Raw genomic sequence first — 25,630 nt, forward strand, 5'->3', positions numbered from 1 at the left:
TTGTAAAGGCAAATTCCTTTTCGAAGACGGCAGTCTAGTAGTTTTACTTACCATAAGTATCAAATTCACCTACCTCGCCAACACCGCTCCGCCTCAACGCTTGCTACCTCTTGAAGGGAATGGTTTTCTTCCTGCTTCACTTGACGGCGAAGCAGAACTCCCGCCCTCTCCCGTTTCCAGTACAAACCGTGCAGCGGTATCCTGCTTTAACGCGTCAACGAGCCAAGGCATTACCTGGCGCAATAGCGGCGCCAAGGTCCACGGGGGATTAAGGATGAACATGCCGCTGCTGCGCAAGCCAAGTCCGTCCGGCTGCGGAGCGCCGGTCGACAGGGTTACGTTTAGCCAGTCCTTGGCCGGCAAGCGTTTCAGTTGCTCCGGCAACTGGCGCGATTCGGGACGCTGCAAGACCGGATACCAGACCGCATAAGTACCGGTGGCAAAACGCTTGAGGGCATCGTTCAAGGTTTCGACTACGCGGCGATAATCCTGCTTGACTTCATAGGGCGGATCGATCAGCACCAGGCCGCGCCGCGATGGCGGAGGCAGCAGCGCTTTCAAGCCATCGAAGCCATCCGCCTTCTGCACCATCACGCGCTTGCCGCGCGCCGCTGGCCGCTGTCCTTGCGCGGCGGCGTGGGCATCGAGCTTTTCGAAATTGTCACAAAGGATCTTGATCTCATTGGGATGCAGCTCGAACAGGCGCAGACGATCCTGCTCGCGCATCACCTTTTCGGCGCAATATGGCGAACCGGGGTAATAACGCATCTTGCCGCTCGGGTTCATGGCTTTGACCAGTCCGACATAGTCAGCCACGGCTTCAGGCAGGTCGGCGCGCTCCCACAGCCTGGAGATGCCGGTATCGAACTCGGCATTCTTGGTCGCCTGCTCGCTATCCAGCGCGTACACGCCGGCGCCGGCATGGGTATCGATCACCATGTAGGGCGCATCCTTTTGATTCAAATAGCGCAGCAACTGGATCAGCACCATGTGCTTGAGCACATCGGCGTGATTCCCTGCATGGAAGGCGTGGCGGTAACTCAGCATGGAAGATAAACGTGGAAATGGGTAACGATAAGTATAGGGAGTATGACACCGGGCGGCATAATCTGCCCGCATGCCAATAAAAAAACCGCACGGTTTCCCGTGCGGTCTTGGTAATCCGCTTGCCAGGCTCCGAAAGGAGCCTGCGGCTGGATTAGTGGAATTGCTCTTCTTCGGTCGAGCCGGTCAGGGCTTTCACGGAAGACGAACCGCCCTGGATCACGGTGGTCACGTCGTCGAAGTAGCCAGCGCCAACTTCCTGCTGGTGCGACACGAAGGTGTAGCCTTTTTCGCGAGCTGCGAATTCCGGCTCTTGCACCATGTTGACATAGTGCTTCATGCCTTCGCCGCGAGCGTAAGCGTGGGCGAACTGGAAGGTGTTGAACCAGTTGACGTGGATACCAGCCAGGGTGATGAACTGGTACTTGTAGCCCAGTGCCGACAGCTCTTCCTGGAACGACGCGATCTGGCTGTCGTTGAGGTTCTTCTTCCAGTTGAAGGAAGGCGAGCAGTTGTACGACAGCAGCTTGCCCGGGCAGGCAGCGTGCACGGCTTGCGCGAATTCACGTGCGAAGCCGATATCGGGCACGCCGGTTTCGCACCAGACCAGGTCAGCGTACGGAGCGTAGGCAACGCCACGGCTGATAGCTTGCTCCAGACCGTTCTTGACGCGGTAGAAGCCTTCTTGAGTGCGCTCGCCGGTCAGGAACGGCTTGTCGTTGGCGTCGTAGTCGGAAGTCAGCAGGTTTGCAGCTTCAGCGTCGGTACGGGCCAGAACGATGGTCGGCACGCCCATGACGTCGGCAGCGAAACGAGCAGCGGTCAGCTTCTCGACGGCTTCCTGAGTCGGAACCAGAACCTTGCCGCCCATGTGGCCGCACTTCTTCACAGCAGCCAATTGGTCTTCGAAGTGAACGCCGGCAGCGCCTGCAGCGATCATGTTCTTCATCAGTTCGAAAGCGTTCAGCACGCCGCCGAAACCGGCTTCAGCGTCAGCGACGATCGGCAGGAAGTAGTCGATGAAGTCTTTGTTGCCCGGCTCGATGCCACGCGACCACTGGATTTCGTCAGCGCGCTTGAAGGTGTTGTTGATACGACGAACCATGGTCGGCACGGAGTCGTATGCGTACAGCGATTGGTCGGGGTACATGGTTTCGGAAGTGTTGCCGTCGGCAGCAACTTGCCAGCCCGACAGGTAGACGGCTTCCAGGCCAGCTTTAGCTTGCTGCATGGCTTGACCGGCAGTGATCGCGCCGAATGCGTTCACGTAACCCTTCTTGGCGCCACCGTTAACTTTTGCCCAGAGCTTTTCAGCGCCGCTCTTGGCCAGGGTGTACTCGATTTGTTGGGAACCACGCAGGCGAACGACGTCCGCAGCGGAGTAGTTACGCTTGACGCCTTTCCAGCGGGGGTTTTCAGCCCAGTCTTTTTCGAGGGCCTTGATTTGTTCTTCACGAGTTGCCATTGTCATTCTCCTGAGTTTGACGGGTGTTACGAAGAAGGGTGAATCGAATGAGAGGAATCATATTCCTTTTCTTGCGAGGCAACAAGGTCTTATATAAGACATATAAGTAAATTTATTTCTTTAAAATTCAAATACTTATATTTCCCCTTTCGGATTGCGAAACAAAAATTAACGAAATGCATCAGATTTTTATCGCGCTGACAGCACTGCTTTTCACAATACAAAAATACGGCACTGCATTATGAAAAAATTGTCGGAATGTTTATCAATCAGGGGCGGCCCGGCATCGTGAATTTTTACTTCGGAAATGAAAAGACGGGGGCAATCTGCCAGCCCATGATCAACTCCAGCATTGACTGGAACTAGCAGAGCTGAGATTTAGGCAGATATGGAACCTGGGACGTGGCGCCGTTTAGGGGCTGATGGCGGGTACAAGATTGAGGTCCAGTCGCATCGAGCAAGGATGCCCAGACCTGCGAGGACCAAACCGGAAAAGCCGAGAATCTGGAATGGGGAGCTGGTTGGCCTTGCCAGGGCAGTCCAGACTGGCAATGGCAAGGCACGGGAGGACGTTTATCCGCCCTCCTGTCTGACTCAGGCGAGTTTGGCTGACGACACCAGCATGCCGTCGGCGTCGGCATAGATCCAGTCGCCCGGATTGACCGTCACGCCGGCGATCGATACTTGAATATCCTTGTCGCCCACGCCCTTGCGGATACTGCGCTGCGGATGCGTGGCCAGGGCACGCACACCGATGTCGCAGGCATTGATTTCCTCGGAATCGCGGATGCAGCCGTTGACGACGATGCCGGCCCAGCCGTTCTTCTCGGCCAGCACGCCGAGATTGCCGCCGACCAGCGCGCAACGCAGGCTGCCGCCGCCGTCGACCACCAGAACATGGCCTTCGCCCGGCGTCTCCAGGGCGGCGCGCACCAGGACGTTATCCTCGAACACCTTCAGGGTACGGGCAGGGCCGGCAAAGGCAGCACGCTTGCCGAACGATTGGAATACCGGCGGCAGGACCGCCAGCGTGCCGGCGGCGATCTTGTCTTCGTTGGCGTCACAGATATCGCAGGTTGCAAAGCTCATGAGTTTCTCCCTGATGAAAATTGTTCAACCTGAAATTGTAAGCGCTTTCATGCTGCTTGCGTTGCGGCAGCGCGCCTTGCCGACCTGCCGCCGACATTGACGGCGGTGAGGATCGCCATGATCTGAAACACGCCGATCAAAAGGAATACCATGGCAGGATGGTGCGCATCCATCAGCGCGCCGAACAGCAAGGGCCCGGTCGCCAAACCGATATCGAGGCCGGAATACACGACGCCATACACGCGGCCGGTGGCATTCTTCGGCGCAGCGGCGCGGATCAGCAAGTCGCGCGAAGGACCGGCGACACCGGCGCCGAAGCCGACCACGCCCATCAGTAGCACGACCATCCAGGCTGGGGTAATTGCCGCAGCAATCAGGATGGAAAAGGCACCGGACAAGGCAAAAGCCATCGCAATCGTGCGATCATGGCGGGTGGCCTTCGCGGCCAGAAAACCGCCCCACACCATGCCGCCAGCCGAAGCCAGCATGTATGCCGTCTGGCCGGCCGTAGCCGAAGCCATAGACATGTCATACAAATCGCGCAAGCCGGCGGCAGAAAAACTCTGGATGCCGGCCAGCGCCATGGCGGTAATGAAGAAGAAGGCGAAACACATCCAGACGGCCGGCAGGCGGATGAAGCCAAGCGCCCCGCCCTCCTCCTGCGTGGTACCGGCCGACTTGGCGGCAGCGGCCTCGCCATGCCCGGTTTGCAGCAGGTCGCGAAATACGAGCAGCACGGCCAGCCAGACAAACGGCACCGCAGCAGCGGCAGCCAGCGCAGTGCGCCAGCCTGCCACACCGGCAATCCCCGCCAGGAAGACCGGGGCGGCAGCCCAACCGAGATTGCCGGAAATGCCATGCACCGAAAAGGCATGCCCCAGGCGGCCGGGCGAGACGCGCTTGTTAAGCAAGGTGAAATCCGCCGGATGAAACACGCTATTGCCCAGGCCTGCCAGCATCGAACCCACCAGCAGCATCCCGTAGTTTGGCGCCATTGACAGCGCCAGCGCCGACAAGCCCAACAAGGCCATGCCGGCAAACAGCACGGCACGGGCGCCGACGCGATCCACCACGAAGCCGGCTGCCGCCTGGCCGACGCCGGAGACGACAAAAAACACCGTCATCAACAAGCCCAGTTCTGCATACGAGAGGTTGAATGCCGGCTTCAGCCACAGAAAGAGCGGCGCCAGGATCAGGTGGAAGAAATGCGATACGCCATGGGCGACGCCGACCAGGGCAATGACCTGGGCGTCCTGGCGCAGAGTTTGGGAAACGTTGGCAGCGGTGGCAGTCATGGTACGACTTAGAAATATTGGGATTTCAAAGTGTAGGCAAAATCGAAACGTCCGGTTTAAGATAACATGACAATATTTATCGATTTTCGGCCAACCCGCTGAGTTCGCTTTTTCATGGCTGCTTCACCCGTCACGCATACCCGCCTGCACCTGCCCGGCACAACCCCCAGCGCGGGCCGGCCGATCAGGATCGTCGCGCGCGATCTGGAAGCTCTGCAATTGCTGAAGCCACACCGCCATGACTGGGGCCAGATCACCTATGCCAAGGAAGGCGTTGTCCGCGTCACCGTGGCGGACAGCAGCTGGATCGTGCCGCCGCTGCGGGCCATCTGGATTCCACCCGATGCCGTACATGAGATACACGTTCTCGAGAAAGCAAAAATTCGCGCCCTGTATGTCCACAATACCGCCGCGCCATTCGCGGATAAGCAATGCAGGGTGATTGAAGTCTCGCCACTCTTGCGCGAATCGATCGCCGCGTTCGAGCATGCTGAAATCGAATCCAGGCGGGAAGCTTTGCTTGCTGCGCTCATCCTCGATGAAATGCGCCATGCCGCGACGCTGCCGATGCGGATCGCCCTGCCGGACGACAAGCGCTTGCGGACGCTGTGCAAAATGCTGATCGATTCTCCGTCAGCGATTGCCACGCTGGCTGAAGGCGCGCAGCGGGTAGGCGCGTCCGAACGTACCCTTGCCCGCTTGTTTCAGGCGGAACTCGGCGTGAGCTTTGGCGAATGGCGGCGGCAAATGCGCCTGGCGCACGCGGCGGCGCTGATTGCGCGCGGCATGCCGATGTCGCAGGTGGCGGCGGAACTGGGTTATGCCAGCCAGTCCGCTTTCTCCGCCATGTTCCGCAAAACCTTTGGGCAAACGCCATCGCAGTTTTTAGCCGGCCAGGCCTTGCATAATGGATAACGTATGCTGCTGGCGTAGCGGAAGCGCTGCAAATGCCAGGCGGGGACGTTAAAATAGCCCAAGCACCATGGAAAATGATGGATTGCCTTCCTGGATTTTCCCCCGCCGACCGAGCCACTGTTCCCTGCGCGAATACTCACTTGCCGAATTGACATTCGGATAGGCTCAGGGCACATTACGCACAACTTATTTTTTGGAAGAGAACCATGCCTCAGTATCGCTCCCGGACCACGACCCACGGCCGCAACATGGCTGGCGCACGCGCCCTCTGGCGTGCCACAGGCATGAAGGATAATGACTTCGACAAGCCGATCATCGCCGTCGTCAATTCCTTCACGCAGTTCGTGCCGGGTCACGTGCACCTGAAAGACCTGGGTCAACTGGTCGCGCGCGAGATCGAGGCAGCCGGCGGCGTCGCCAAGGAATTCAACACCATCGCCGTCGATGACGGCATCGCCATGGGCCATGGCGGCATGCTCTACTCCTTGCCTTCGCGCGACCTGATCGCCGACTCGGTGGAATACATGGTCAACGCCCACTGCGCCGATGCGATGGTGTGCATCTCCAATTGCGACAAGATCACGCCGGGCATGCTGATGGCGGCCTTCCGCCTGAATATCCCGGTCGTGTTCGTCTCCGGCGGCCCGATGGAAGCCGGCAAGGTATTGAAGGTAGTGGATGGCTCCAAGAAGATCATCAAGCTCGACCTGGTCGACGCCATGATCCAGGCCGGCGACTCGAAGATCAGCGACGCCGACGTTGCCGAAGTCGAGCGTTCCGCCTGCCCGACCTGCGGTTCCTGCTCAGGCATGTTCACTGCCAACTCGATGAACTGCCTGACTGAAGCGCTGGGCCTGTCCCTGCCGGGCAATGGCACCACCCTGGCCACGCATGCCGACCGCAAGGAACTGTTCCTGCGCGCCGGTCGCCTGATCGTCGATCTGGCCAAGCGTTATTATGAGCAGGACGATGCTTCGGTCCTGCCGCGCAACATCGCCACCAAGGCGACGTTCGAAAACGCCATGGCGCTCGACGTCTCGATGGGCGGCTCGACCAACACCGTGCTGCACCTGCTGGCCGCTGCGCATGAAGCCGAAGTGCCTTTCACCATGGCCGACATCGACCGCATCTCGCGCAAGGTACCCTGCCTGTGCAAGGTGGCGCCGATGACCGACAAGTACCACATCGAAGACGTGCACCGCGCCGGCGGCATCATGGGCATCCTGGGCGAGCTGAATCGCGCCGGCCTGCTCGACACCTCGGTGCCGACCATCCATGCGAAGACGCTCGGCGAAGCCATCGAGCGCAACGATATCAAGTCCAGCGACGATCCGGCCGTGCACAAGCTGTTCAGTGCCGCGCCGGGCGGCGTGCCGACGCAAGTCGCCTTCTCGCAAGAGAACCGTTTCGAATCGCTCGACACCGACCGCAGCACCGGCTGCATCCGCGACCTGGAGCATGCCTACTCCAAGGATGGCGGCCTCGCTGTCCTGTACGGCAACCTCGCCGAGAAAGGCTGCATCGTCAAGACCGCCGGCGTGGATGAAAGCATCCTCGTCTTCAGCGGCAAGGCGCGCGTGTTCGAAAGCCAGGACGCTGCCGTCGAAGGCATCCTTGGCGACACCGTGCATGCCGGCGATGTCGTCATCATCCGTTACGAAGGCCCGAAAGGCGGCCCGGGCATGCAGGAAATGCTCTACCCGACTTCGTACATCAAGTCCAAGGGCCTGGGCAAGCAATGCGCCCTGCTGACCGATGGACGCTTCTCCGGTGGTTCGTCAGGTCTGGTGATCGGCCACGCTTCACCGGAAGCGGCGGAAGGCGGCGCCATCGGCCTGGTCGAAGAAGGCGACATGATCGACATCGATATCCCGAACCGTCGCATCAGCCTGCGCATCAGCGATGAAGAACTGGCCAAGCGCCGCGCCGCCATGGAAGCCAAGGGCGCCGATGCCTGGAAGCCGGTCGAGCGCGAGCGCTATGTCTCGCAGGCTTTGCAAGCGTACGCTGCGCTGGCAACGTCTGCGGATCGCGGCGCGGTGCGCGATTTGTCGCAATTGAAACGTTAAATAAAATTGGGATGCCATGAAGTGACATAAGTCTTCACGGCATCCCACATATTTCTTTTTGAGAGACAGAGCACAAGGCTTTTCAGCCTTTTCCGCTGAAGTCCCTAACGCATCATCGAAATGCAGGACATACGCAGCTATCGGATGGGCGGCGTGTCAGTGGAAATAATTGTCTGCAGCGTAGTCCCGCCAATCGCGGCACATTCCGGCTTATTTGAATCGGTCCATTTCACGGCGATTCCTCTGACCACTGGACGTACTACGCGCCATGGAAAAAAACCAAATCGTTGAGATCCCGTGTAGCGGATAATCGCGTCTGCTCCTGCCATTCTTGCATTATCAGCTAGCCGGGGAAGAATGTCTCTCACGCTGCCGTAGCTACCCTTCCCAACTTTCAGCTTTCTGATCACTGTGTATTTTTGCTCGGCTGGTGGATAGCCAGCAAAGAAACAAAAACCACCCAGATCATTAATCAGCCGATTTGCTTCCGCGGCATCAGAGCTTGGCGTAACCTCGACTTCATCACTGGAATTATCAGAGGACTGACGTTCCTGCGTCTCATCGGCGGCTAAAGCCACGTTGAATACAAATGCCAACGCGATTGCTGGCACAACATGCTGCCGCTTCATTATGTTTCACCTGTTCCCGTTAAAAAAATAACCTTTGCTCAGTCGCTTTTCGCCTTGATCACCTTGGTACCGGCGATCAAATCATGCACGCAGCGGCGTTCCGCGGTAAAAATAAACAGCACGTCGATCAGCGGCAGAATCTGGCCCACGGCAGGAATCACGCTGACCGCGGAAATAGGCAGATAGCGTCGCAAAACGATTTTCCAGAAATCGGCAGTATTGTCATTCAAGTCGACGATCTTGATGCCCATGACTTTCTTACCGATGGTTTGGCCGTTACGCTTTAAAAAATAACCGTGCACGAGTATGAAAATAACGAACGCGACCGCAGTCAGCGCCAGCGTCAACATCAGCGGCGGCGTCTGGCCGCGCCTGGAATAGTCAAACAGACCAAAGGCAAACAGGAAGGGTGCGCCGCAGACAAAGCCGATGATGGCGTCCAGGATACCGGCCCAGAACCTTTGCCAGCGCGTGGCAAGCTCGATGGCTGAAGTGTCTTCCTCGACCCTGAGAACGGCATCCGGCGGGAGATAGGGATTGGCATGGCTCATAATGACGTCGCCTTTATAAGATTGTGGTGGACGTAGGATGCGAATGCTGTATATCCGATATGTGGATACAGCCCCGATCATTATTATTGCCTTGCCAAGTGTGGACGCTCTGCGCGTCGCTTGCAATAGCCGGACGGACGAAACCGGGGCAGCTCGTCTTATTGATGCAACAAGCCGAAGATTTCGCCTTTGAAGAAGCCGCCACGTCGGCGCACTTTGTTTTCAGGCTGATTGACGGGGCGATTGTTGAAGCGGAATGCTGAAGAAAAACTGGCTTCCGCTTCCCACGACACTTTGCGCCCAGATGCGACCGCCATGCTTTTCGACGATGCCCTTGGCAATGGACAGGCCAAGCCCGGTCCCCATCGACTTTGCGTGGTCTTCCTGCCAGAAGCGTTTAAAGATGCGTGAAAGGTGCTCCGGCGCGATCCCGACACCGGTATCGGCAACGCAGAAGACAAGGTCATCGCCCTCCGGCGCTACCGAGACTGTTATCCGCCCGCCTGCCGGCGTGAACTTGAGGGCGTTGCTGATCAGGTTTCCGAGCACTTGCCCGATCCGCGCACGATCGCACGGCACCTGCACACCTAGCGCATCGGACACGGCTTCGATTTGCACCGACTTCTTCTCTGCCAACGGAATAACCAGGTCAATGGCATCATGCACGAGGCTTCCGGCATCCGCCATTTTCACCTGCAGCTCGAGCTCTCCGGCATCCACCCTTGCCATATCCAGCACATCGCTGGCAAGGTGTTCAATCGCTTGCGCGGCGCGCATCCCCCGCTGAACCAGGGTCTGCATCATTTCGGCGCTGCGCGGCGCGCCATGCAGCAATAGCTGGAAAGTCATCTCGATCACGCTAAGCGGCGTACGCAAGTCATGCGACACCATTTGCGCGAGGCTTTCCTTCTCCTGCGCGATACGCTCGGCCCTGGATCTTTCCAGCTGCTCCTTGCGAAACTCGCGCTGCAGGTCCAGCGCAAGAATGCTCTTGCGCAGCTCTTCGATCGCCTCGATTTCCACTTTCTTCCATGGCTCGGCCACGCCTTCCATGACTTCCTGCCATGAATGAAAGGAGGACCGCGGATGGAGAGTCAGCTGATCGCCTTCTTGCATCACCGCCTTTTGCGGGTTGCCCGCCCACGTGACGGTAGTCGCCGCTTCAGGGCGAAACCACAATATGTAATTACGCTCGGTCTTGGGAATCAGAACCGCAATCAAGCCGCTGGCAATATCCTTGTAGGCCCACGCTTGCGGATTATGAATGCTCAGGCGATTGGTGTTGAACAGGCTTTCACCGCCATGATGCTGCACCAGCCAATCGACCAGCTGTTCGATTTGTTGTTCAGACGGCGTTTTGCCGATGATTGTCCACTTGCTGTCGTGGTAGATCGCCGCAGCCGCACCGGTAGCGGCAGCCATGTCCAGCATGTTGGGGCAGTACTGCACCAGGCCCTGGACCAGATCGTCTTCCTGCTCCATGTAGGCGATCAGCTGGGCATGCACTTCGCGGAGTTCGGCGCGATAGTGCAGGTCTTCCAGCGATTCTTTCAACTTGAGCTGCGACGAGACCAGCTGGCCGATCATCTTTGCCGCCAGGCGGCTATCCGCGTCGATGCGTCGTGGCGATGCATGATGGCAAGCGATCAGCCCCCACAGCTTGCCGTCGTCGACCAGGGAAATCGTCAGCGTGGCCTTGACCTGCATGTTGCGCAGGTATTCGAGATGAACCGGCGAGACGCTCCGCAACAATGCGCGTCCCAGATCGAGCGGCGCGCCATTCTGTGGATTGATGCCCGGATAAAGCGCTGCCGGCTCGTAGTCGACGTCCGGAATCATGCGGATCCAGTTTTCTAGAAAGACTGCCCTCGCCTGGGCGGGAATATCGGATGCGGGGAAATGGTGGTTAAGGTAGGCGTCCATATGCGGCGCGCATGCTTCCGCAATGACCTTGCCATGCCATTCCTCGTTAAATTGATACAGCATGACCCTGTCAAAGCCGGTCACGGCTTTCACCTGCTGCACGGCGGCTTCGCAGAGTTGCTGCAGGTTGCTGGTGGATTGCAGCGCCTGCACCGCATCGCGTATTTTCCGATGAAAGGTCAAGGCATCGCAGACCGGGGGGATGCCGCGCTCGAGCTCGACGATCAGGCTGCCGCGATGCCGGTGCGCGCTCAGCTCCCAATCTTGCCGGGCCGGTCTGCCCGGAGAACATAATGTGAGATTGAAAGGAGTTTGTTCCCGCAGCTTTTCCTGCTTCAGATACTGCTGCAGAGACTGAAGTTGGTCGGGTACGACCAGTTCGCCAAAATATTTCCCAATCAATTCAGAGGGGGCAATGCCAAGCTCTTTCGAGCAATTTTCGCTGGCATTTCGTATTTGCAGGCTTGGCCAATCCAGACTGAGCAATACACCGAAAGGCTGAATGGCACCGGGAATATGAATCGGCTCGCTCTCACAGGAACGCAAAAGGTCTGTGTGATTTTGTTTAATTTCCATGCCTACATTTCCCGCGCTCAACATTTAAACTTATTTCATTATTACCCATAAATCGATTTGCCGTTACCAAACGTCAAATATTAAATACTAGGAGATTCAATAAATTGAACGCGGACGACTATGCAGGTTCATCATTTCCGCAGCGATAAAGCAGGATGGATCACGCACTTAGCCCAACTTCTCAGGCTTTCGGAACAATCGCACCTTTCCCGCATCGAAGATTTTTACCAATATACTAACGAGGCTGATATGAACGCAACCTGGATTGTTTCAGCGAATGCCAGCCGGGCACGCTTTTTTTCCCAGATGCAGACGGAAGATCATCTGGAAGAAGTCAATGACATGATCAATGACGCGGTGCGTCAGCGTATGCTCGAAGCCAGTGAGACAGACAAGCTCGGTCCGACCTCCGCCACAAAGAGCATGCATAACACGGGCGGAGCCACGCCGAACAAACTGTACGAACCTGCCCAGACCCCGGATCAGCACCAGGCGGAGCTGTTTGCGAGGGACATCATTAATTATCTACTGCAGTCCCATCGCGAGGGACGCTTCCAGCAACTCTCGCTTGTCGTGTCGCCGAAATTTCTGGGCATGCTGCGCTCGCTGATGCCGGCGGAACTGGAGTCGGTGGTAAGCATGGAACTCAACAAGGATTACACCCAGTTCAGCGGCGATCAGCTGCTTGAGCAGATCAAGGGACAAGTGGCGAAAAAATCGTCCTGAACTTAAGGAATGACGGACATATTGAAGCCGAGGCTGGCGGCGCGCACGCAGCCGCCTTCATCATGAACAGAAAGCCAGCCTAAGTTGGTGAGCATGTCCAGGCAGTCAGAGTCAGCGAACTTCATACGATAAAGTCATGCAAAAAAAGCCGCTCGCTGCATCAGCGGGCGGCTTTTCACTGGCACAGCCAAACGGCATCGGCTGAATATATCAGCGGGGTAGATCAGCTGGATTAGCTGACGACCTTTTCAAATATCAGCTTGCCATTCTGCGCATCGACGCGAATCACATCCTTCGGACCGAACTTGCCTTCCAGGATCAGCTTGGAGAGCGGATTCTCGATCTCCTGCTGGATCGCGCGCTTCAGCGGCCTTGCGCCATATACGGGGTCGAAGCCGGCTTCGGCGATCTTCTGCAATGCCGCTTCCGACATATCCAGGCGCATCTCCATCTTCTCCAGACGTTTTTCCAGGATGGCCAATTGAATCTTGGCGATGGAGCCGATATGCTTTTCATCGAGCGCATGGAACACCACGATCTCGTCGATACGGTTGATGAACTCCGGACGGAAATGGTTCTTCACTTCCGCCAGCACGGCCAGCTTGACCAGCGCCGGGTCGCTCTCTTCCATCGACTGGATCTTGTGCGATCCCAGATTCGAGGTCATCACGATCACCGTGTTCTTGAAGTCCACGGTTCTACCTTGGCCATCGGTCATGCGGCCATCATCCAGCACCTGCAGCAGCACGTTGAACACATCGGGATGCGCCTTCTCGATTTCGTCGAGCAGGATCACGCTGTAGGGTTTCCTCCGCACCGCTTCGGTCAGATAGCCGCCTTCCTCGTAGCCGACATAGCCCGGCGGCGCGCCGATCAGGCGGGCCACCGAATGCTTCTCCATGAACTCGCTCATGTCGATACGGATCAGGGATTCTTCCGTGTCGAACAGGAACGAGGCCAGTGCCTTGCACAGCTCGGTTTTACCCACACCGGTCGGGCCCAGGAACATGAAGGAACCGTACGGCCGGTTGGGATCGGCGAGACCAGCACGGGAACGGCGGATCGCATCCGACACCGCCACGATGGCTTCATCCTGCCCCACCACGCGCTTGTGCAACTCTTCTTCCATGTGCACCAGCTTGTCGCGTTCGCCCTGCATCATCTTCGACACCGGAATGCCGGTGGCACGTGACACCACCTCGGCGATTTCCTCGGCGCCGACCTGGGTGCGCAAGAGCTTGTTAGCCTGCGGCTTGGCTTCGGCGCTGTCAGCTTGCTTCAATTGCGCTTCCAGTTGCGGCAGCTTGCCATACTGCAGCTCGGACATCTTTTGCCAATCGCCTTTGCGCTTGGCTTCTTCCATCTGCAACTTGACCTTTTCGATCTCTTCCTTGATGTGCTGGCTGCCCTGGACCATCGCCTTTTCCGCTTTCCAGACTTCTTCCAGGTCGGCGTATTCGCGCTCCAACTTATCGATCTCGTCTTCGATCATGGCCAGGCGCTTTTGCGAAGCTTCATCGGTTTCCTTCTTCACCGCCTCACGCTCGATCTTCAGCTGGATCAGGCGGCGGTCGAGCTTGTCCATCACTTCCGGCTTGGAGTCGATCTCGATCTTGATCTTGGAAGCGGCTTCGTCGATCAGGTCGATCGCCTTGTCGGGCAGGAAGCGGTCGGTGATGTAGCGGTGCGACAGTTCGGCGGCTGCCACAATCGCCGGGTCGGTGATCTCGACGCCATGGTGCAGCTCGTATTTTTCCTGCAGGCCGCGCAGGATGGCGATGGTGGCTTCCACGCTCGGCTCATCCACCAGGATCTTTTGAAAGCGGCGCTCCAGCGCGGCATCCTTTTCGATGTACTTGCGGTATTCGTCCAGCGTGGTGGCGCCCACGCAATGCAGCTCGCCGCGCGCCAGGGCCGGTTTGAGCATATTGCCGGCATCCATGGCGCCCTCGGCCTTGCCGGCGCCGACCATGGTATGCAGCTCATCGATGAAGACGATGGTCTGTCCCTCGTCCTGGGCCAGTTCCTTCAGCACCGCTTTCAGGCGCTCCTCGAATTCGCCCCGGTATTTGGCGCCAGCCACAAGCGCGGCCATGTCGAGCGACAGCACGCGCTTGGACTTCAGGCTGTCAGGCACTTCACCATTGACGATGCGCTGCGCCAGGCCTTCGACGATGGCGGTCTTGCCCACGCCCGGCTCGCCGATCAGCACGGGGTTGTTCTTGGTGCGGCGCTGCAGGACCTGGATGGCACGGCGGATCTCGTCGTCGCGCCCGATCACCGGGTCGAGCTTGCCCTGGCGAGCGCGCTCGGTCAGATCCAGCGTGTACTTCTTCAATGCCTCGCGCTGGCCTTCGCTTTCCTGCGAATTGACGGAAGCGCCGCCGCGCACGGCATCGATGGCCGCTTCCAGCGACTTGCGGCTCAAGCCGTTTTCACGCGCCAGCCGGCCGGCGTCCGACTTATCCTCGGTCAGGCCGAGCAGCACCATCTCGCTGGCAATGAACTGGTCGCCGCGCTTTTGCGCTTCCTTGTCGGCTAGGTTCAGCAAGGCCGACAATTCACGGCTGACCTGCACTTCACCGCCGGTGCCGGAGACTTTCGGCAGGCGTTCCAGCGCGCCTTTCAACGCGTTGGAAAGCCCGCCGACATTCACGCCGGCGCGCTGCAAGAGAGAACGGGCGCTGCTGTCATCCTGGTTAAGCAGGGCAACCAGCAGGTGGACCGGTTCGATATAAGGGTTGTCGTTGCCCACGGCCTGGCTTTGCGCATCCGCCAGGGCTTCCTGCAACTTGGTTGTCAGTTTATCTAGGCGCATCTTTCACACTCCAGAATTTGTTGGTTGGCTGGTAAGTGGGGATCGAACGTCGCATTTCAAGAAAGCGGCTGGCGCATCGCTCTTGCGCCGATCTCCTGGCTCTCTTCAAGAAGGACTCGCCAAGCGAATGCCGGAAAAAACAGCGCCCAGATGTATTGCACTACAACAACATCATCATCAAGCTATCCAGGGTAATCAGTGGCCCGTCGAATCCAGCCGCCGGCCCGCTTCAAACAGGAACCAGGTGCGCTCCTCGGTCTCATCGATCCAGTTTTCAATCAGGCTGGCAGAGGCGATATCCCGGCTATCGTCGCAGATGCCATGAACCTCGCGCAGGCGGCCAACCAGCATGCGATTGTCTTCCGCCAGTTCGGACAGCATGCCGCCCGGTTCGACATATTCCGCATCGTTATCGAGAATGCGCTGGGTCCGGGCGATATGGCCGATCGACTTGAGCGTGGGCTGGCCGATCTTGCGAATGCGCTCGGCGATCGGGTCGGTCATGGCAAAGAGCTGATCCGCCTGCTCATCCAGAAGCAGGTGATAGTCGCGGAAATGTGGTCCGCTCATATGCCAGTGAAAATTCTTGGTCTTCAGATACAGGGCGAAGACATCGGCCAGAATCGAATTCAGGGCGCCGGCAATGTTGCGGGTTGCCTCCGGAGTTAAATCTGTCGGCGTGGTAAGAGGAGCGCGTTGCTTGCGTTCCGCTCGCTGGACGACTTCATCGTTTCTTTCCATGGCCCTGCTCCTTGTAGGCGTTGAAATGCCTATTGGAGTGGCAACCAGAGGCACGGTTCACTACGTGGCGCGCAAGCCGGTATTGTGGGCGCTTTCACAAAGCCGGGAGCTTCCCTGTAGTACGATGGCTGCAGCAAGGAATGCCCGCGGCGGGCAGCTCTTGTGAGTTTGTGAACGCAAGAAATGATGACGAACAACCGCGCGGCAACGACGGATTGCCCTGCCACCCTGGCATACGCCAGTTGAGGGAGAAGGCTGTGAGCCCAGCACATTCACCGAAAACGCCGGAACCGGATGCTGGCGCAGCATCGACCCCAGCCAGTGCGCCGGCTCCGGTCGACGCGGCATCCAAACATGCCGGAGCAAAGAAAGTCATCTATGCAGCCCTCGTGGCAAACTTCGCGATTGCCATCAGCAAGTTTGTCGCAGCGGCCTTCACCGGCAGCGCGGCCATGCTGGCCGAAGGTGTTCACTCCCTCGTCGATACCGGCAACGAATATCTGCTGCTGGTTGGAATCGGGCGCAGCCAGCGCGCGCCGGACGAGTGGCATCCTTTCGGCTATGGCAAGACGCTGTACTTCTGGGCGCTCATCGTGGCGGCATCGGTATTTTCACTGGGCGGCGGCGTCTCAATTTATCATGGCATAACCAGCATGCTCCATCCGAAGCCCCTGGAAGACCCGACCTGGAATTACATCGTGCTCGGGGTCGCGGCGCTCTTCGAAGGTTACAGTTGGCATGTTTCGAAGGTAGAGCTCGTCGCCCGCAAGCACCCGGAGGAAAGCCTGTGGCAAGTCGTACGACGCAGCAAGGATCCATCGGTATTCACGGTCTTCATCGAAGATTCCGCCGCCCTCACCGGCATCGCCATCGCCGCGCTGGGCATCTGGCTGGGCCATATACTGAATAATCCCTACATCGATCCGGCCGCCTCGATCCTCATCGGCGTCGTATTGCTGGCAGCGGCTGTCGTGCTGGGACGCGAAACGGGCAGCCTGCTGGTCGGCGAAAGCGCGGACCGCGCGATGGTCCAGCAACTGCGGAAAATCATTTCCAGCGATCCCGCCGTGGAAAAAATCGGCCATTTGCTGACCATGCAGATGGGGCCGAACGATATCCTGCTCGTAGCGGAAGTGCAATTCAGGGGCGATCTGGCAGTGGATACGGTGGAATTGGCGGTCTGCAGGCTGGAAAGCGCCATCAAAGCGCAATATCCGCCGATTCGCCATATCTACTTCGGCTCGACCGGATTCAGGCGGACAGCATCCTGAAGCTGGCATAGCCGGCGATGCATAGCAGCACGGCGCCCAGCACATGCAACGCCGTGTGCACAAGCGCCCACAGGTAGTCGCCATTCTGCAGCAGGGTCATCGACTCCGCGGAAAAGGTCGAGAAAGTCGTCAAGCCGCCGAGGAACCCGGTAATCAGGAACAGGCGCCATTCTGGCGGCAGCGACGGGTTCCCCTGAAAGAAGGCAAGCGCGACACCGATCAGGTAACCGCCACCGAGGTTGGCTGCCAATGTGCCGAAGGGAAGCTGGTTATGCCAGCCATGCAGCCAGGTTGACAGCCCCCAGCGCAGCCAGGCGCCCAGTGCCGCGCCGACACCCACGGCAAGCCAGCTCATGCTTCCTCTCCCGGCAGCGACGCTTCCGTGTTGCCCGGGCCTGGACGAGCGGGCGAGACACCCCACCTGGCCAGTGCCTGATCGTCCGTCACGCGCGCATCGACCCAGCGCGCGCCTTCCGGCGTCTGTTCCTTTTTCCAGAACGGCGCCTGGGTCTTCAGGTAATCCATGATGAATTCGCAGGCAGCGAAAGCCTCGCCGCGGTGCTTGGAAGTCACGGCCACCAGCACGATCTGGTCGAGCGGTTTCAATGGCCCCACCCGATGGATCACCAGCGCATCGACGATATCCCAGCGCGCGCGGGCCTGGCCGACGATGACTTCCAGGGATTTTTCCGTCATGCCTGGATAGTGTTCCAGCTCCATCCCGGCGACGATTGTGCCCTCGTTCATGTCGCGCACCGTGCCGACGAATGCCACCACGGCGCCGACCTGCGGCTGGCTGGCGCGCAAACGGGAGACTTCCGCGCTCAGGTCAAAGTCTTCGGTCTGAATGCGAATCGGCATGGCTCAGCCTCCCGTAACCGGCGGGAAGAAAGCCACTTCGCAGCCTTCGGAAACAAGCGTACCGGGATTGGCCATTTGCTGGTTGCATGCCATGCGCAACGCCCTGCCTTCTGCCAGCACTTCAGCCCAGACGTCGCCGCGCTGGCGCAGGAATTCGCGCACTTCGCCAACGGTACGCACATGCTCAGGCAGGTCGACGCCTTCCTGGGCCGTGCCGAGGGCTTCGCGTACGCTGGCGAAAAAACGGAGCTGGATATTCATGCAGCCAGTTTAATACAGCAGGTCGGCAAAGGGAATGAAGCGCACCGTGTCGCCAGCAGCAATGGTTTGCCCGGGAGGGTTATCGACCAGGCCATCGCTCCACACGGTGGAAGTCAGCACGGCCGAGCCTTGGTTCGGAAAGAGATCGAGGCCACCGGCGTCATTGCGTTTGACGCGCAGGAATTCATTGCGGCGATCCGCTTTGGGCCAATTGAAATCGGCGCGCATGGCATAAGCCTTGGGCGCGACGTCGGCCACGCCTTGCAGCCGCAGGATGAAAGGCCGGACAAACAAGAGGAAAGTGATGAAGCTCGATACCGGGTTACCGGGCAAACCAAGGAAGAATGCCGCTGCCTTGCCATTTGCCTTGCCTCCCAATTCGCCGCTTGCATCGTTGCGGCGGTCGACTTCGCCGAATGCGAGCGGCTTGCCCGGTTTCATGGCGATCTGCCACATGTTGAGACGCCCTTCCGCTTCCACGGCCGGCTTGACATGGTCTTCTTCGCCAACCGAGACGCCGCCGGAAGTAATAATCAGGTCATGTCCGGCCGCCGCCTCGCGCAGCGTATCACGGGTGGCTTGCAACGAGTCCGGCACGATACCGTAGTCGGTGATGGCGCAGCCAAGGTTTTCCAGCAAGCCGCGCAACAGGAATCGGTTGGAATTGTAGATGGCGCCCGGCTTCAGGGTTTCACCCGGCATGGCCAGTTCGTCGCCAGTAAAAAATACCGCGACGCGCAGCCGCCGCATCACCGGCAGCGTGGCCAAGCCAACCGAAGCGGCAAGGCCGAGTTCCTGGGCGCGCAGGCGCGTGCCTGCTTCGAGGATGGTGCTGCCTGCACGAATATCTTCTCCGCGCCGGCGTATCCATTCGCCTGACACCGGAGCATGGCTGACGGTAACCCAGTCGCCATCAGCCTCCTTGTGGAGTTCGCATTGCTCTTGCATGACGACCGCATCGGCGCCATCGGGAATCATGGCACCGGTAAAGATACGCGCCGCGGTACCGGGCTGCAGCGGCTGCCCGACATGACCGGCCGGGATGCGCTGGGCGACTTTCAAACGCGCCGGTTTGCTTGCGGACGCGCCCGCACAGTCCGTAGCGCGGACTGCATAACCATCCATCTGGCTATTGTCCATCGGCGGCACGTCGAGACCGGATGCTTGCGATGTGGCGAGAATGCGGCCATTGGCCTGCAGCGTCGGCAATGTATCAAACTCGTCGACCTGACGTGCAGCGGCAAGAATGAGGTTCAATGCTTCTGCGACGCTAAGCATGGGCTTCTTTTCCATCATCCGCTCCTGCCGTATGAGCTGGTTACAAGCCGGTATGCTCGGCGATGTATTGCTTGACCTGCGCTACGTCCGCCTGCATGACATGGAAGCGCTGCGGCAGGGCTTCGATATTCTCGAAACCGGCCGGGCGCTCGGCATCGCGGCCCAATGCTTCCTGAATGGTCTCGTTGAACTTGGCCGGCAAGGCGGTTTCGAGCACGATCATGGTCACACCCGGCGTCAGGTTTTCGCGCGCGACTTTCACGCCGTCGGCGGTATGGGTGTCGATGGTGACGCCATACTTTTCATGGATGTCACGGATGGTCGCCACGCGGTCGCCATGCACGGACTTCCCGGACAGGAACCCATACTGCGCCACCTTCTTGAATTCATCGCCATCGCTGCCCGGCTTGCCGGACAAATCGAAGCCGCCATGGGTCTCGACTTTCTTGAACAGGGCCGCCACGCGCGCGCTGTCACGTCCCAGCAAGTCGTATACGAAACGTTCGAAGTTCGACGCCTTGCTGATATCCATGCTGGGGCTGGAAGTGTGATAAGTCTCTGCCGACTTGCGCACGCGGTAGACGCCGGTGCGGAAGAATTCGTCGAGCACATCGTTTTCGTTGGTGGCAGCGATCAGCTTGTCGATCGGTAGGCCCATCATGCGGGCGATATGGCCGGCGCAGATATTGCCGAAGTTACCGGACGGGACGGTGAACGATACTTTCTGGTCGTTGCTGGTGGTCGCCGCCAGGTAGCCGCGGAAGTAATACACCACCTGAGCCACCACGCGCGCCCAGTTGATCGAATTGACCGTGCCGATCTTCTGGCGGTTCTTGTACTCGAGGTCGTTCGACACGGCCTTGACCATGTCTTGGCAATCGTCGAACACGCCTTCGATGGCGATGTTGAAAATGTTCGGATCCTGCAGGCTGAACATTTGCGCAGTCTGAAACGCGCTCATCTTCTTGTGCGGCGACAGCATGAAGACGCGGATGCCCTTCTTGCCGCGCATGGCGTATTCCGCCGCGCTGCCGGTGTCACCCGAAGTCGCGCCGAAAATATTCAACTCTGCATTCTGCTTGGCCAGCGCATATTCGAACAGGTTGCCCAGCAATTGCATGGCCATGTCCTTGAACGCCAGAGTCGGACCGTTCGACAGCGCCTGCAGCACCAGCTTGTTGCCATTCTTTTCTTCCAGCACGTGCAGCGGCGTGATCTGTGCCGGGTCATCCCCTTTGCGGACATTGCAATACACTTCCGGCGTATAGGTCTTGTGCACCAGCGCCTTCAGATCGCCTTCCGGAATATCGGTGGCGAACTTCTTCAGGATTTCGAAAGCCAGGTCGGCATACGACAGCTTGCGCCAGGCATCGAGTTCTGCGCCCGTTACTTGCGGATATTCGGCCGGCAAGTACAGTCCGCCATCCGGCGCCAGGCCGCCCAGCAGGATTTGTGAAAAGGATTGGGCGGGCGCTTGGCCGCGGGTCGAAATGTATTGCATGGAAATAGAAAGAATAGTGTTATGCGGTCAATTATAACGTCGCTGCCCCGGTTAGACCGGCCAGACTTTTTACCATGTACCAGGCCGGCCCCGGGTAACTGTTCAGATTGGCTTGCTGTGCCTGCGCCAGTTCCTGGTACGCCCGGTATCCCAGCGCTTCCCAGTATGCCCTTGAATCCTGCACCGACACCAGGCTGGAATATGCCAGGCCATCCTGCTGCGCCTCGTTCCAGGCAAATTCAGCCAGCGCACCGGCTGCGCCCTGCCCTCTGAATCGTCCGGCGACCGCCAGATCGTGGAAGTACAGGCAATTTGGCGCGGCCGAATTCTCGAAATTGCCACCCAGCCTGGTGATCTTTCCCAGGCTGGAGCGATAAGCAACGAGGTAGGCGGAAATGCCCTCCTCATCCTCGGCGACCCATGCCGTGTCCGGGGCAATTTCATGCCGGCGTCGTATGGTGGATTCATCCTCCACCATGGCCGGCGCATAACATTCGGCCTGGATGCGCAACACGGAAGGAATGTCTTGCGGCCTCATGATCCGCACGGAATAGCGCATACGCGGCATTACGATAACTTCGGCGCGGGCGCAATTGCACGCGCCCCGCGAACCTGGATCAGCTCAGTTCTTCCAGGCGCAGGCGGGTAATGCCGGGCGCCACGGTCTGCAAGGCTTCGATGCGCGCAGTCGCCGCCAGGATATTCTTTTCCTGAGTCTGGTGCGTCAGCAGGATGATATCGGCGCGGGTCTCGCCTTCCGCCGGCTCTTTCTGCAGCATGGCGTCGATCGAAATGCCGGCATCAGCCAGGATGCGGGTGATGTCGGCCAGTACTCCCGGACGGTCCGCCACATTCAGGCGCAGGTAATAGCTGGTCGTGACTTCCTCGATCGGCAGGATCGGCAGATCGGACATGGCGTCCGGCTGGAAGGCCAGGTGCGGCACACGGTTTTCCGGATCGGCGGTGGCCAGGCGGGCGATGTCGACCAGGTCGGCGATCACTGCCGATGCGGTCGGCTCGGAGCCGGCGCCCTTGCCGTAGTACAGGGTCGGGCCGACGGCGTCGCCCTGCACCACCACTGCATTCATCGCCCCTTCGACATTGGCGATCAGGCGCTTGGCCGGGATCAGGGTCGGATGCACGCGCAGCTCCACGCCCATGGGCGTGCGACGGGCGATGCCCAGCAGCTTGATGCGGTAGCCGAGCTGCTCGGCATATTTGATATCGATGGCTTCCAGCTTGGTGATGCCTTCCACGTGCGCCTTGTTGAATTGCACGGGGATGCCGAAAGCGATCGAGGCCATGATGGTCGCCTTGTGGGCGGCGTCGACACCTTCGATGTCGAAGGTCGGGTCGGCTTCGGCATAGCCCAGGCGCTGCGCTTCCTTCAGCACGGTATCGAAGTCCAGGCCCTTGTCGCGCATCTCGGACAGGATGAAGTTGGTGGTGCCGTTGATGATGCCGGCGATCCACTGGATGCGGTTGGCGGTCAAGCCTTCGCGCAAGGCCTTGATGATGGGGATGCCGCCTGCAACAGCTGCCTCGAAGGCCACCATCACATTCTTTTCCTGCGCGGCCTTGAAGATCTCGGTGCCGTGCACGGCCAGCAGGGCCTTGTTGGCGGTGACGACATGCTTGCCGTTGGCGATCGCTTTCAGGACCAGGTCCTTGGCAATGCCGTAGCCGCCGATCAGTTCGATAACGATATCGATCTCGGGATTGTTCACCACCAGGTTGGCGTCATTGACGATTTCCACCGTGCCGCCGGTCAGTTCGCGCGCGCGCTCGGTGTTGAGGTCGGCGACCATGGCGATTTCGATGCTGCGGCCGGCGCGGCGGGCGATCTCTTCCTGGTTGCGTTTCAAGACATTGAACGTGCCCGAGCCGACGGTGCCGATGCCGAGCAGACCTACTTTGATTGGTTTCATATCGTAATTCTTATAAAGGATGGAATGCAGTTTAGCGGATGCGCCGGCGATAGCCGTCGAGGAAACGGGCGATGCGCGACATCGCTTCAGTCAGGTCATCGACGTTCGGCAGGAACACCACGCGGAAATGATCAGGCGTCAGGCAATTGAAGCCGGTGCCCTGCACGATCAGCACGCGCTCTTCGGCCAGCAGCTCATAGGCGAATTGCTGGTCGTCGGTGATCGGGTACATTTTCGGGTCCAGGCGCGGGAACATGTACAAGGCCGACTTCGGCTTGACGCAGGTAACGCCCGGAATATCCGTCAGCATCTTGTGCGCCAGGTCGCGCTGACGCGTCAGGCGTCCATTCGGCGCCACCAGGTCATTGATGCTCTGGTAACCGCCCAATGCGGTCTGAATGGCGTATTGCCCCGGCACGTTGGCGCACAGGCGCATCGACGCCAGCATGTTCAAGCCCTCGATGTAATCCTTCGCGTGGCGCTTCTCGCCGGAGACCACCATCCAGCCGGAACGATAGCCGCAGGAACGGTAGTTCTTGGACAGGCCATTGAGAGTGATGAACAGCACGTCATCAGCCAGCGAAGCGATCGAGGTATGCGTATTGCCGTCGTAAAGGACCTTGTCGTAAATCTCGTCGGCGAACACGATCAGGTTGTGCTGGCGCGCGACTTCGATAATCTGCTGCAGCACTTCGACCGGATACAGCGCGCCGGTCGGATTGTTCGGATTGATGACGACGATGGCCTTGGTATTGCTGGTGATTTTTTTCTTGATGTCTTCGATATCCGGCGTCCAGTCGGCCTGCTCGTCGCAGACATAATGCACCGGCGTGCCGCCGGACAGGCTGACGGCGGCGGTCCACAAGGGATAATCCGGCGCCGGCACCAGCACCTGGTCGCCGCTGTTCAGGAGCGCGTTCATCGCCATGACGATGAGTTCGGACGCGCCATTGCCCAGGTAGATATCGTCGATGGTCACGCCGGCGATTTTCTTTTCCTGCGTGTAGTGCATGACCGACTTGCGCGGGGCAAACAGGCCCTTGGAATCGGTATAGCCGGAGGAGTTGGCTAGGTTGCGGATCATGTCCTGCACGATCTCGTCGGGCGCATCGAAGCCGAACGCCGCGAGATTGCCGATGTTGAGCTTGATAATCTTTTGCCCTTCATCTTCCATTTTCCGGGCTTTTTCCAGCACCGGGCCGCGGATGTCGTAACAGACCTCGTCCAGTTTTTTCGATTTCCGAATCGGTTGCACAGCTGCCATTCCTTTTGAAACTGAAGCATGAAATTTCCCGATGCAGTCCGCTTCCTGACTGGCTGGCATCGGCGCGCGTGTTGCGGCGCGAAAAGCGTCCATTGTGCCGAAAGCGCCCGTATTTATCAATGACAAGCGCGTAACACTCTGGCATGAAGAACGGCATTGGCTCTGCCCATCTTCCTCCAGCCAGACGCGGTACAATGGTCCATCACCGCAATTGCCCGAATGTTAAGCATACTTTGCTGCGTTCGGCATGAAGCATCGCAACCGTTTCTTGCAATTCTGATATGAAACTACACACTACCGACACCCGGCAATACCAGACCGTGACTGCCTATGATGAAAATGGCGTGGAAATCAATGCTGTCTATTTTCGTCACAGCCTGTTCGTGATGCCGGAATCTGAACCGCAGGCATGGCCGGTGACCACCTTCGACGCCCTCACGCCGGAAAATTTTGCCTCGATTAGTGCAGCAGCCCCGGATGTCGTCATTCTGGGTACCGGAAGCAAACAGCGCTTTGTCCATCCCAAGCTGATCGCCTCGCTGACTGCGCGCCAGGTTGGCGTCGAATCGATGGATAACAAGGCGGCATGCCGGACTTACAATATCCTGATGGCAGAAGGCCGCCGGGTAGCGCTGGCGCTCATTCTGGAAGACGGCAAACAAGCATGACAGTATTGAAATACTGAATTTGCATTAAAAGACTTGAAACTTGGAAATTCGTCCCAATCTGTGTAGGCCAGGAATATCCGCCCTACCGGGCACAGACGACCATCACCAGGAGATCCCCGTGGCAGAAAGCCCTCCCGCCCTTAACCAGAGCGTCCCCGAGTTTTCCGCGCCGATGACCGGCGAACAGACATTTACCCTGTCGGATTATCGTGGCAAGACCCTGGTATTGTATTTTTACCCGAAAGACAATACGCCTGGCTGCACTACAGAAAGCCTGCGCTTTCGCGATTTGCATCCAGCCTTCAAAGCCGCGAATGCCGAGATTTTCGGCATCAGTCGCGACAGCATGCGTTCGCACGAGAATTTCAAGGGCAAGTTGGACATGCCTTTCGATCTGATTTCAGATCCGGATGAAAGCCTCTGTTCCCTCTTCAACGTCATGAAACAAAAGATGATGTATGGGAAACAGGTGCGCGGTATTGAACGCAGCACTTTTGTGATTGACGGCAGCGGCAAATTGGTGAAAGAATGGCGTGGAGTGAAAGTCCCGGGACACGTGGACGAAGTACTGGAGTATGTGAAGACGCTTGCCTGAGTTGCCAAGTCTTTGAAATCGAAAATTATTCTACTTTTAAAAAAGCCGTTACCTGCGATGGTGCCAACCATCCGGAACGGCTTTTTTGTTTCACCTTCCGTTTTTTCTGTATGGCTTGTGCCACGCCATGATCCAAGTGGCCTTTCTCCTACGTCTAAAGTG

The 25,630-nt window shown here is 58.6% G+C and carries 24 protein-coding genes; 6 read left to right on the top strand and 18 right to left on the bottom strand.

Translation table 11 applies throughout. The annotated features are described in order from the left end of the window. Positions 1 to 93 precede the first annotated feature (93 nt). The 4 genes from EDC30_RS13090 to EDC30_RS13105 form a co-directional block, all read right to left on the bottom strand. Positions 94 to 1,047: a 23S rRNA (adenine(2030)-N(6))-methyltransferase RlmJ gene (locus EDC30_RS13090; RefSeq protein ID WP_132259291.1), complete on the bottom strand. Its 954-nt coding sequence runs from the start codon at positions 1,045 to 1,047 to the stop codon at positions 94 to 96. Between the two features lie 151 nt (positions 1,048 to 1,198). Then, positions 1,199 to 2,515, bottom strand: coding sequence for an isocitrate lyase (aceA, locus tag EDC30_RS13095; RefSeq protein WP_132259292.1), 1,317 nt, complete (start codon positions 2,513 to 2,515; stop codon positions 1,199 to 1,201). A gap of 588 nt (positions 2,516 to 3,103) precedes the next feature. Then, entirely contained in the window at positions 3,104 to 3,598 is a 495-nt protein-coding gene (gene rraA / locus EDC30_RS13100) for a ribonuclease E activity regulator RraA (protein WP_132259293.1), read from the bottom strand. A 47-nt stretch (positions 3,599 to 3,645) separates the two neighbouring features. Then, positions 3,646 to 4,893, bottom strand: a complete 1,248-nt coding sequence (locus tag EDC30_RS13105) for an MFS transporter (RefSeq protein WP_132259294.1) — start codon at positions 4,891 to 4,893, stop codon at positions 3,646 to 3,648. A 114-nt stretch (positions 4,894 to 5,007) separates the two neighbouring features. Here EDC30_RS13105 and EDC30_RS13110 point away from each other — a divergent pair, with 114 nt between their 5' ends. Continuing rightward, positions 5,008 to 5,808 (top strand): AraC family transcriptional regulator, encoded by an 801-nt coding sequence (locus EDC30_RS13110; RefSeq protein WP_132259295.1) that lies wholly within the window; start codon positions 5,008 to 5,010, stop codon positions 5,806 to 5,808. A gap of 206 nt (positions 5,809 to 6,014) precedes the next feature. Then, positions 6,015 to 7,877 (top strand): dihydroxy-acid dehydratase, encoded by a 1,863-nt coding sequence (ilvD, locus tag EDC30_RS13115; protein WP_132259296.1) that lies wholly within the window; start codon positions 6,015 to 6,017, stop codon positions 7,875 to 7,877. A gap of 137 nt (positions 7,878 to 8,014) precedes the next feature. Here ilvD and EDC30_RS13120 read toward each other — a convergent pair whose 3' ends face one another. The 3 genes from EDC30_RS13120 to EDC30_RS13130 form a co-directional block, all read right to left on the bottom strand. Further along, positions 8,015 to 8,506, bottom strand: coding sequence for a hypothetical protein (locus EDC30_RS13120; RefSeq protein WP_132259297.1), 492 nt, complete (start codon positions 8,504 to 8,506; stop codon positions 8,015 to 8,017). Positions 8,507 to 8,544: 38 nt separating this feature from the next. After that, positions 8,545 to 9,057 carry an RDD family protein gene (locus EDC30_RS13125; RefSeq protein WP_165973819.1) on the bottom strand — a complete coding sequence of 171 codons (513 nt, stop codon included), beginning with the start codon at positions 9,055 to 9,057 and terminating at the stop codon, positions 8,545 to 8,547. A gap of 222 nt (positions 9,058 to 9,279) precedes the next feature. Continuing rightward, positions 9,280 to 11,556 carry an ATP-binding protein gene (locus EDC30_RS13130; protein ID WP_165973820.1) on the bottom strand — a complete coding sequence of 759 codons (2,277 nt, stop codon included), beginning with the start codon at positions 11,554 to 11,556 and terminating at the stop codon, positions 9,280 to 9,282. Positions 11,557 to 11,805: 249 nt separating this feature from the next. Here EDC30_RS13130 and EDC30_RS13135 point away from each other — a divergent pair, with 249 nt between their 5' ends. Next, positions 11,806 to 12,282: a host attachment protein gene (locus tag EDC30_RS13135; RefSeq protein ID WP_132259300.1), complete on the top strand. Its 477-nt coding sequence runs from the start codon at positions 11,806 to 11,808 to the stop codon at positions 12,280 to 12,282. A gap of 2 nt (positions 12,283 to 12,284) precedes the next feature. Here the strand turns inward: EDC30_RS13135 and EDC30_RS19915 are convergent, their stop codons facing one another. The 3 genes from EDC30_RS19915 to EDC30_RS13145 form a co-directional block, all read right to left on the bottom strand. Next, a complete protein-coding gene (locus EDC30_RS19915; protein ID WP_279389758.1) occupies positions 12,285 to 12,407 on the bottom strand; it encodes a hypothetical protein in 123 nt (40 codons plus the stop codon). A 107-nt stretch (positions 12,408 to 12,514) separates the two neighbouring features. Further along, positions 12,515 to 15,100 (bottom strand): ATP-dependent chaperone ClpB, encoded by a 2,586-nt coding sequence (gene clpB / locus EDC30_RS13140; RefSeq protein ID WP_132259301.1) that lies wholly within the window; start codon positions 15,098 to 15,100, stop codon positions 12,515 to 12,517. A gap of 195 nt (positions 15,101 to 15,295) precedes the next feature. Beyond that, complete coding sequence (locus tag EDC30_RS13145) at positions 15,296 to 15,841, bottom strand: Dps family protein (RefSeq protein ID WP_132259302.1); 546 nt, start codon at positions 15,839 to 15,841, stop codon at positions 15,296 to 15,298. Positions 15,842 to 16,098: 257 nt separating this feature from the next. Between EDC30_RS13145 and EDC30_RS13150 the strand changes: the two genes are divergently transcribed. Continuing rightward, positions 16,099 to 17,112, top strand: coding sequence for a cation diffusion facilitator family transporter (locus tag EDC30_RS13150; protein WP_243656778.1), 1,014 nt, complete (start codon positions 16,099 to 16,101; stop codon positions 17,110 to 17,112). On the opposite strand, the gene crcB is transcribed toward EDC30_RS13150, so the two are convergent. From crcB to EDC30_RS13190, 8 genes are read right to left on the bottom strand one after another with little or no spacing between them, the layout of a single operon-like run. Continuing rightward, a complete protein-coding gene (gene crcB, locus EDC30_RS13155; protein WP_132259304.1) occupies positions 17,093 to 17,467 on the bottom strand; it encodes a fluoride efflux transporter CrcB in 375 nt (124 codons plus the stop codon). The genes EDC30_RS13150 and crcB overlap by 20 nt on opposite strands. Then, positions 17,464 to 17,973 carry a molybdopterin synthase catalytic subunit MoaE gene (moaE, locus tag EDC30_RS13160; RefSeq protein ID WP_132259305.1) on the bottom strand — a complete coding sequence of 170 codons (510 nt, stop codon included), beginning with the start codon at positions 17,971 to 17,973 and terminating at the stop codon, positions 17,464 to 17,466. The genes crcB and moaE overlap by 4 nt, the downstream gene beginning before the upstream one ends. A 3-nt stretch (positions 17,974 to 17,976) precedes the next feature. After that, positions 17,977 to 18,234, bottom strand: a complete 258-nt coding sequence (gene moaD, locus EDC30_RS13165) for a molybdopterin converting factor subunit 1 (RefSeq protein WP_132259306.1) — start codon at positions 18,232 to 18,234, stop codon at positions 17,977 to 17,979. A gap of 9 nt (positions 18,235 to 18,243) precedes the next feature. Next, positions 18,244 to 19,512: a molybdopterin molybdotransferase MoeA gene (locus EDC30_RS13170; protein WP_243656779.1), complete on the bottom strand. Its 1,269-nt coding sequence runs from the start codon at positions 19,510 to 19,512 to the stop codon at positions 18,244 to 18,246. A gap of 40 nt (positions 19,513 to 19,552) precedes the next feature. Continuing rightward, positions 19,553 to 21,013 (bottom strand): threonine synthase, encoded by a 1,461-nt coding sequence (thrC, locus tag EDC30_RS13175; RefSeq protein WP_132259308.1) that lies wholly within the window; start codon positions 21,011 to 21,013, stop codon positions 19,553 to 19,555. A 31-nt stretch (positions 21,014 to 21,044) separates the two neighbouring features. Next, positions 21,045 to 21,581, bottom strand: coding sequence for a GNAT family N-acetyltransferase (locus tag EDC30_RS13180; RefSeq protein WP_243656780.1), 537 nt, complete (start codon positions 21,579 to 21,581; stop codon positions 21,045 to 21,047). A 49-nt stretch (positions 21,582 to 21,630) separates the two neighbouring features. Beyond that, positions 21,631 to 22,941, bottom strand: a complete 1,311-nt coding sequence (locus EDC30_RS13185; protein ID WP_132259309.1) for a homoserine dehydrogenase — start codon at positions 22,939 to 22,941, stop codon at positions 21,631 to 21,633. A 31-nt stretch (positions 22,942 to 22,972) separates the two neighbouring features. Next, complete coding sequence (locus EDC30_RS13190; RefSeq protein ID WP_132259310.1) at positions 22,973 to 24,196, bottom strand: pyridoxal phosphate-dependent aminotransferase; 1,224 nt, start codon at positions 24,194 to 24,196, stop codon at positions 22,973 to 22,975. A gap of 290 nt (positions 24,197 to 24,486) precedes the next feature. Here EDC30_RS13190 and EDC30_RS13195 point away from each other — a divergent pair, with 290 nt between their 5' ends. Both EDC30_RS13195 and EDC30_RS13200 read left to right on the top strand, forming a co-directional pair. Next, positions 24,487 to 24,873 (top strand): Mth938-like domain-containing protein, encoded by a 387-nt coding sequence (locus EDC30_RS13195; protein ID WP_132259311.1) that lies wholly within the window; start codon positions 24,487 to 24,489, stop codon positions 24,871 to 24,873. A gap of 118 nt (positions 24,874 to 24,991) precedes the next feature. Continuing rightward, positions 24,992 to 25,468: a peroxiredoxin gene (locus EDC30_RS13200; protein WP_132259381.1), complete on the top strand. Its 477-nt coding sequence runs from the start codon at positions 24,992 to 24,994 to the stop codon at positions 25,466 to 25,468. Positions 25,469 to 25,630: the final 162 nt, after the last annotated feature.

It is taken from the genome of Paucimonas lemoignei (assembly GCF_004342585.1).
Lineage (GTDB): Bacteria > Pseudomonadota > Gammaproteobacteria > Burkholderiales > Burkholderiaceae_D > Paucimonas > Paucimonas lemoignei.

Coding starts and splice junctions, on each gene's coding strand:
- aceA (WP_132259292.1), bottom strand. CDS start 2,515: ATGACAATGGCAACTCGTGAAGAACAAATCAAGGCCCTCGAAAAAGAC.
- EDC30_RS19915 (WP_279389758.1), bottom strand. CDS start 12,407: ATGAAGTTCGCTGACTCTGACTGCCTGGACATGCTCACCAACTTAGGC.
- EDC30_RS13185 (WP_132259309.1), bottom strand. CDS start 22,941: ATGAAACCAATCAAAGTAGGTCTGCTCGGCATCGGCACCGTCGGCTCG.
- EDC30_RS13120 (WP_132259297.1), bottom strand. CDS start 8,506: ATGAAGCGGCAGCATGTTGTGCCAGCAATCGCGTTGGCATTTGTATTC.
- rraA (WP_132259293.1), bottom strand. CDS start 3,598: ATGAGCTTTGCAACCTGCGATATCTGTGACGCCAACGAAGACAAGATC.
- EDC30_RS13125 (WP_165973819.1), bottom strand. CDS start 9,057: ATGAGCCATGCCAATCCCTATCTCCCGCCGGATGCCGTTCTCAGGGTC.
- EDC30_RS13180 (WP_243656780.1), bottom strand. CDS start 21,581: ATGCCGCGTATGCGCTATTCCGTGCGGATCATGAGGCCGCAAGACATT.
- EDC30_RS13170 (WP_243656779.1), bottom strand. CDS start 19,512: ATGCTTAGCGTCGCAGAAGCATTGAACCTCATTCTTGCCGCTGCACGT.
- EDC30_RS13135 (WP_132259300.1), top strand. CDS start 11,806: ATGAACGCAACCTGGATTGTTTCAGCGAATGCCAGCCGGGCACGCTTT.
- EDC30_RS13195 (WP_132259311.1), top strand. CDS start 24,487: ATGAAACTACACACTACCGACACCCGGCAATACCAGACCGTGACTGCC.
- EDC30_RS13105 (WP_132259294.1), bottom strand. CDS start 4,893: ATGACTGCCACCGCTGCCAACGTTTCCCAAACTCTGCGCCAGGACGCC.
- moaE (WP_132259305.1), bottom strand. CDS start 17,973: ATGCCGATTCGCATTCAGACCGAAGACTTTGACCTGAGCGCGGAAGTC.
- EDC30_RS13090 (WP_132259291.1), bottom strand. CDS start 1,047: ATGCTGAGTTACCGCCACGCCTTCCATGCAGGGAATCACGCCGATGTG.
- clpB (WP_132259301.1), bottom strand. CDS start 15,100: ATGCGCCTAGATAAACTGACAACCAAGTTGCAGGAAGCCCTGGCGGAT.
- EDC30_RS13110 (WP_132259295.1), top strand. CDS start 5,008: ATGGCTGCTTCACCCGTCACGCATACCCGCCTGCACCTGCCCGGCACA.
- thrC (WP_132259308.1), bottom strand. CDS start 21,013: ATGCAATACATTTCGACCCGCGGCCAAGCGCCCGCCCAATCCTTTTCA.
- moaD (WP_132259306.1), bottom strand. CDS start 18,234: ATGAATATCCAGCTCCGTTTTTTCGCCAGCGTACGCGAAGCCCTCGGC.
- EDC30_RS13130 (WP_165973820.1), bottom strand. CDS start 11,556: ATGGAAATTAAACAAAATCACACAGACCTTTTGCGTTCCTGTGAGAGC.
- EDC30_RS13145 (WP_132259302.1), bottom strand. CDS start 15,841: ATGGAAAGAAACGATGAAGTCGTCCAGCGAGCGGAACGCAAGCAACGC.
- ilvD (WP_132259296.1), top strand. CDS start 6,015: ATGCCTCAGTATCGCTCCCGGACCACGACCCACGGCCGCAACATGGCT.
- crcB (WP_132259304.1), bottom strand. CDS start 17,467: ATGAGCTGGCTTGCCGTGGGTGTCGGCGCGGCACTGGGCGCCTGGCTG.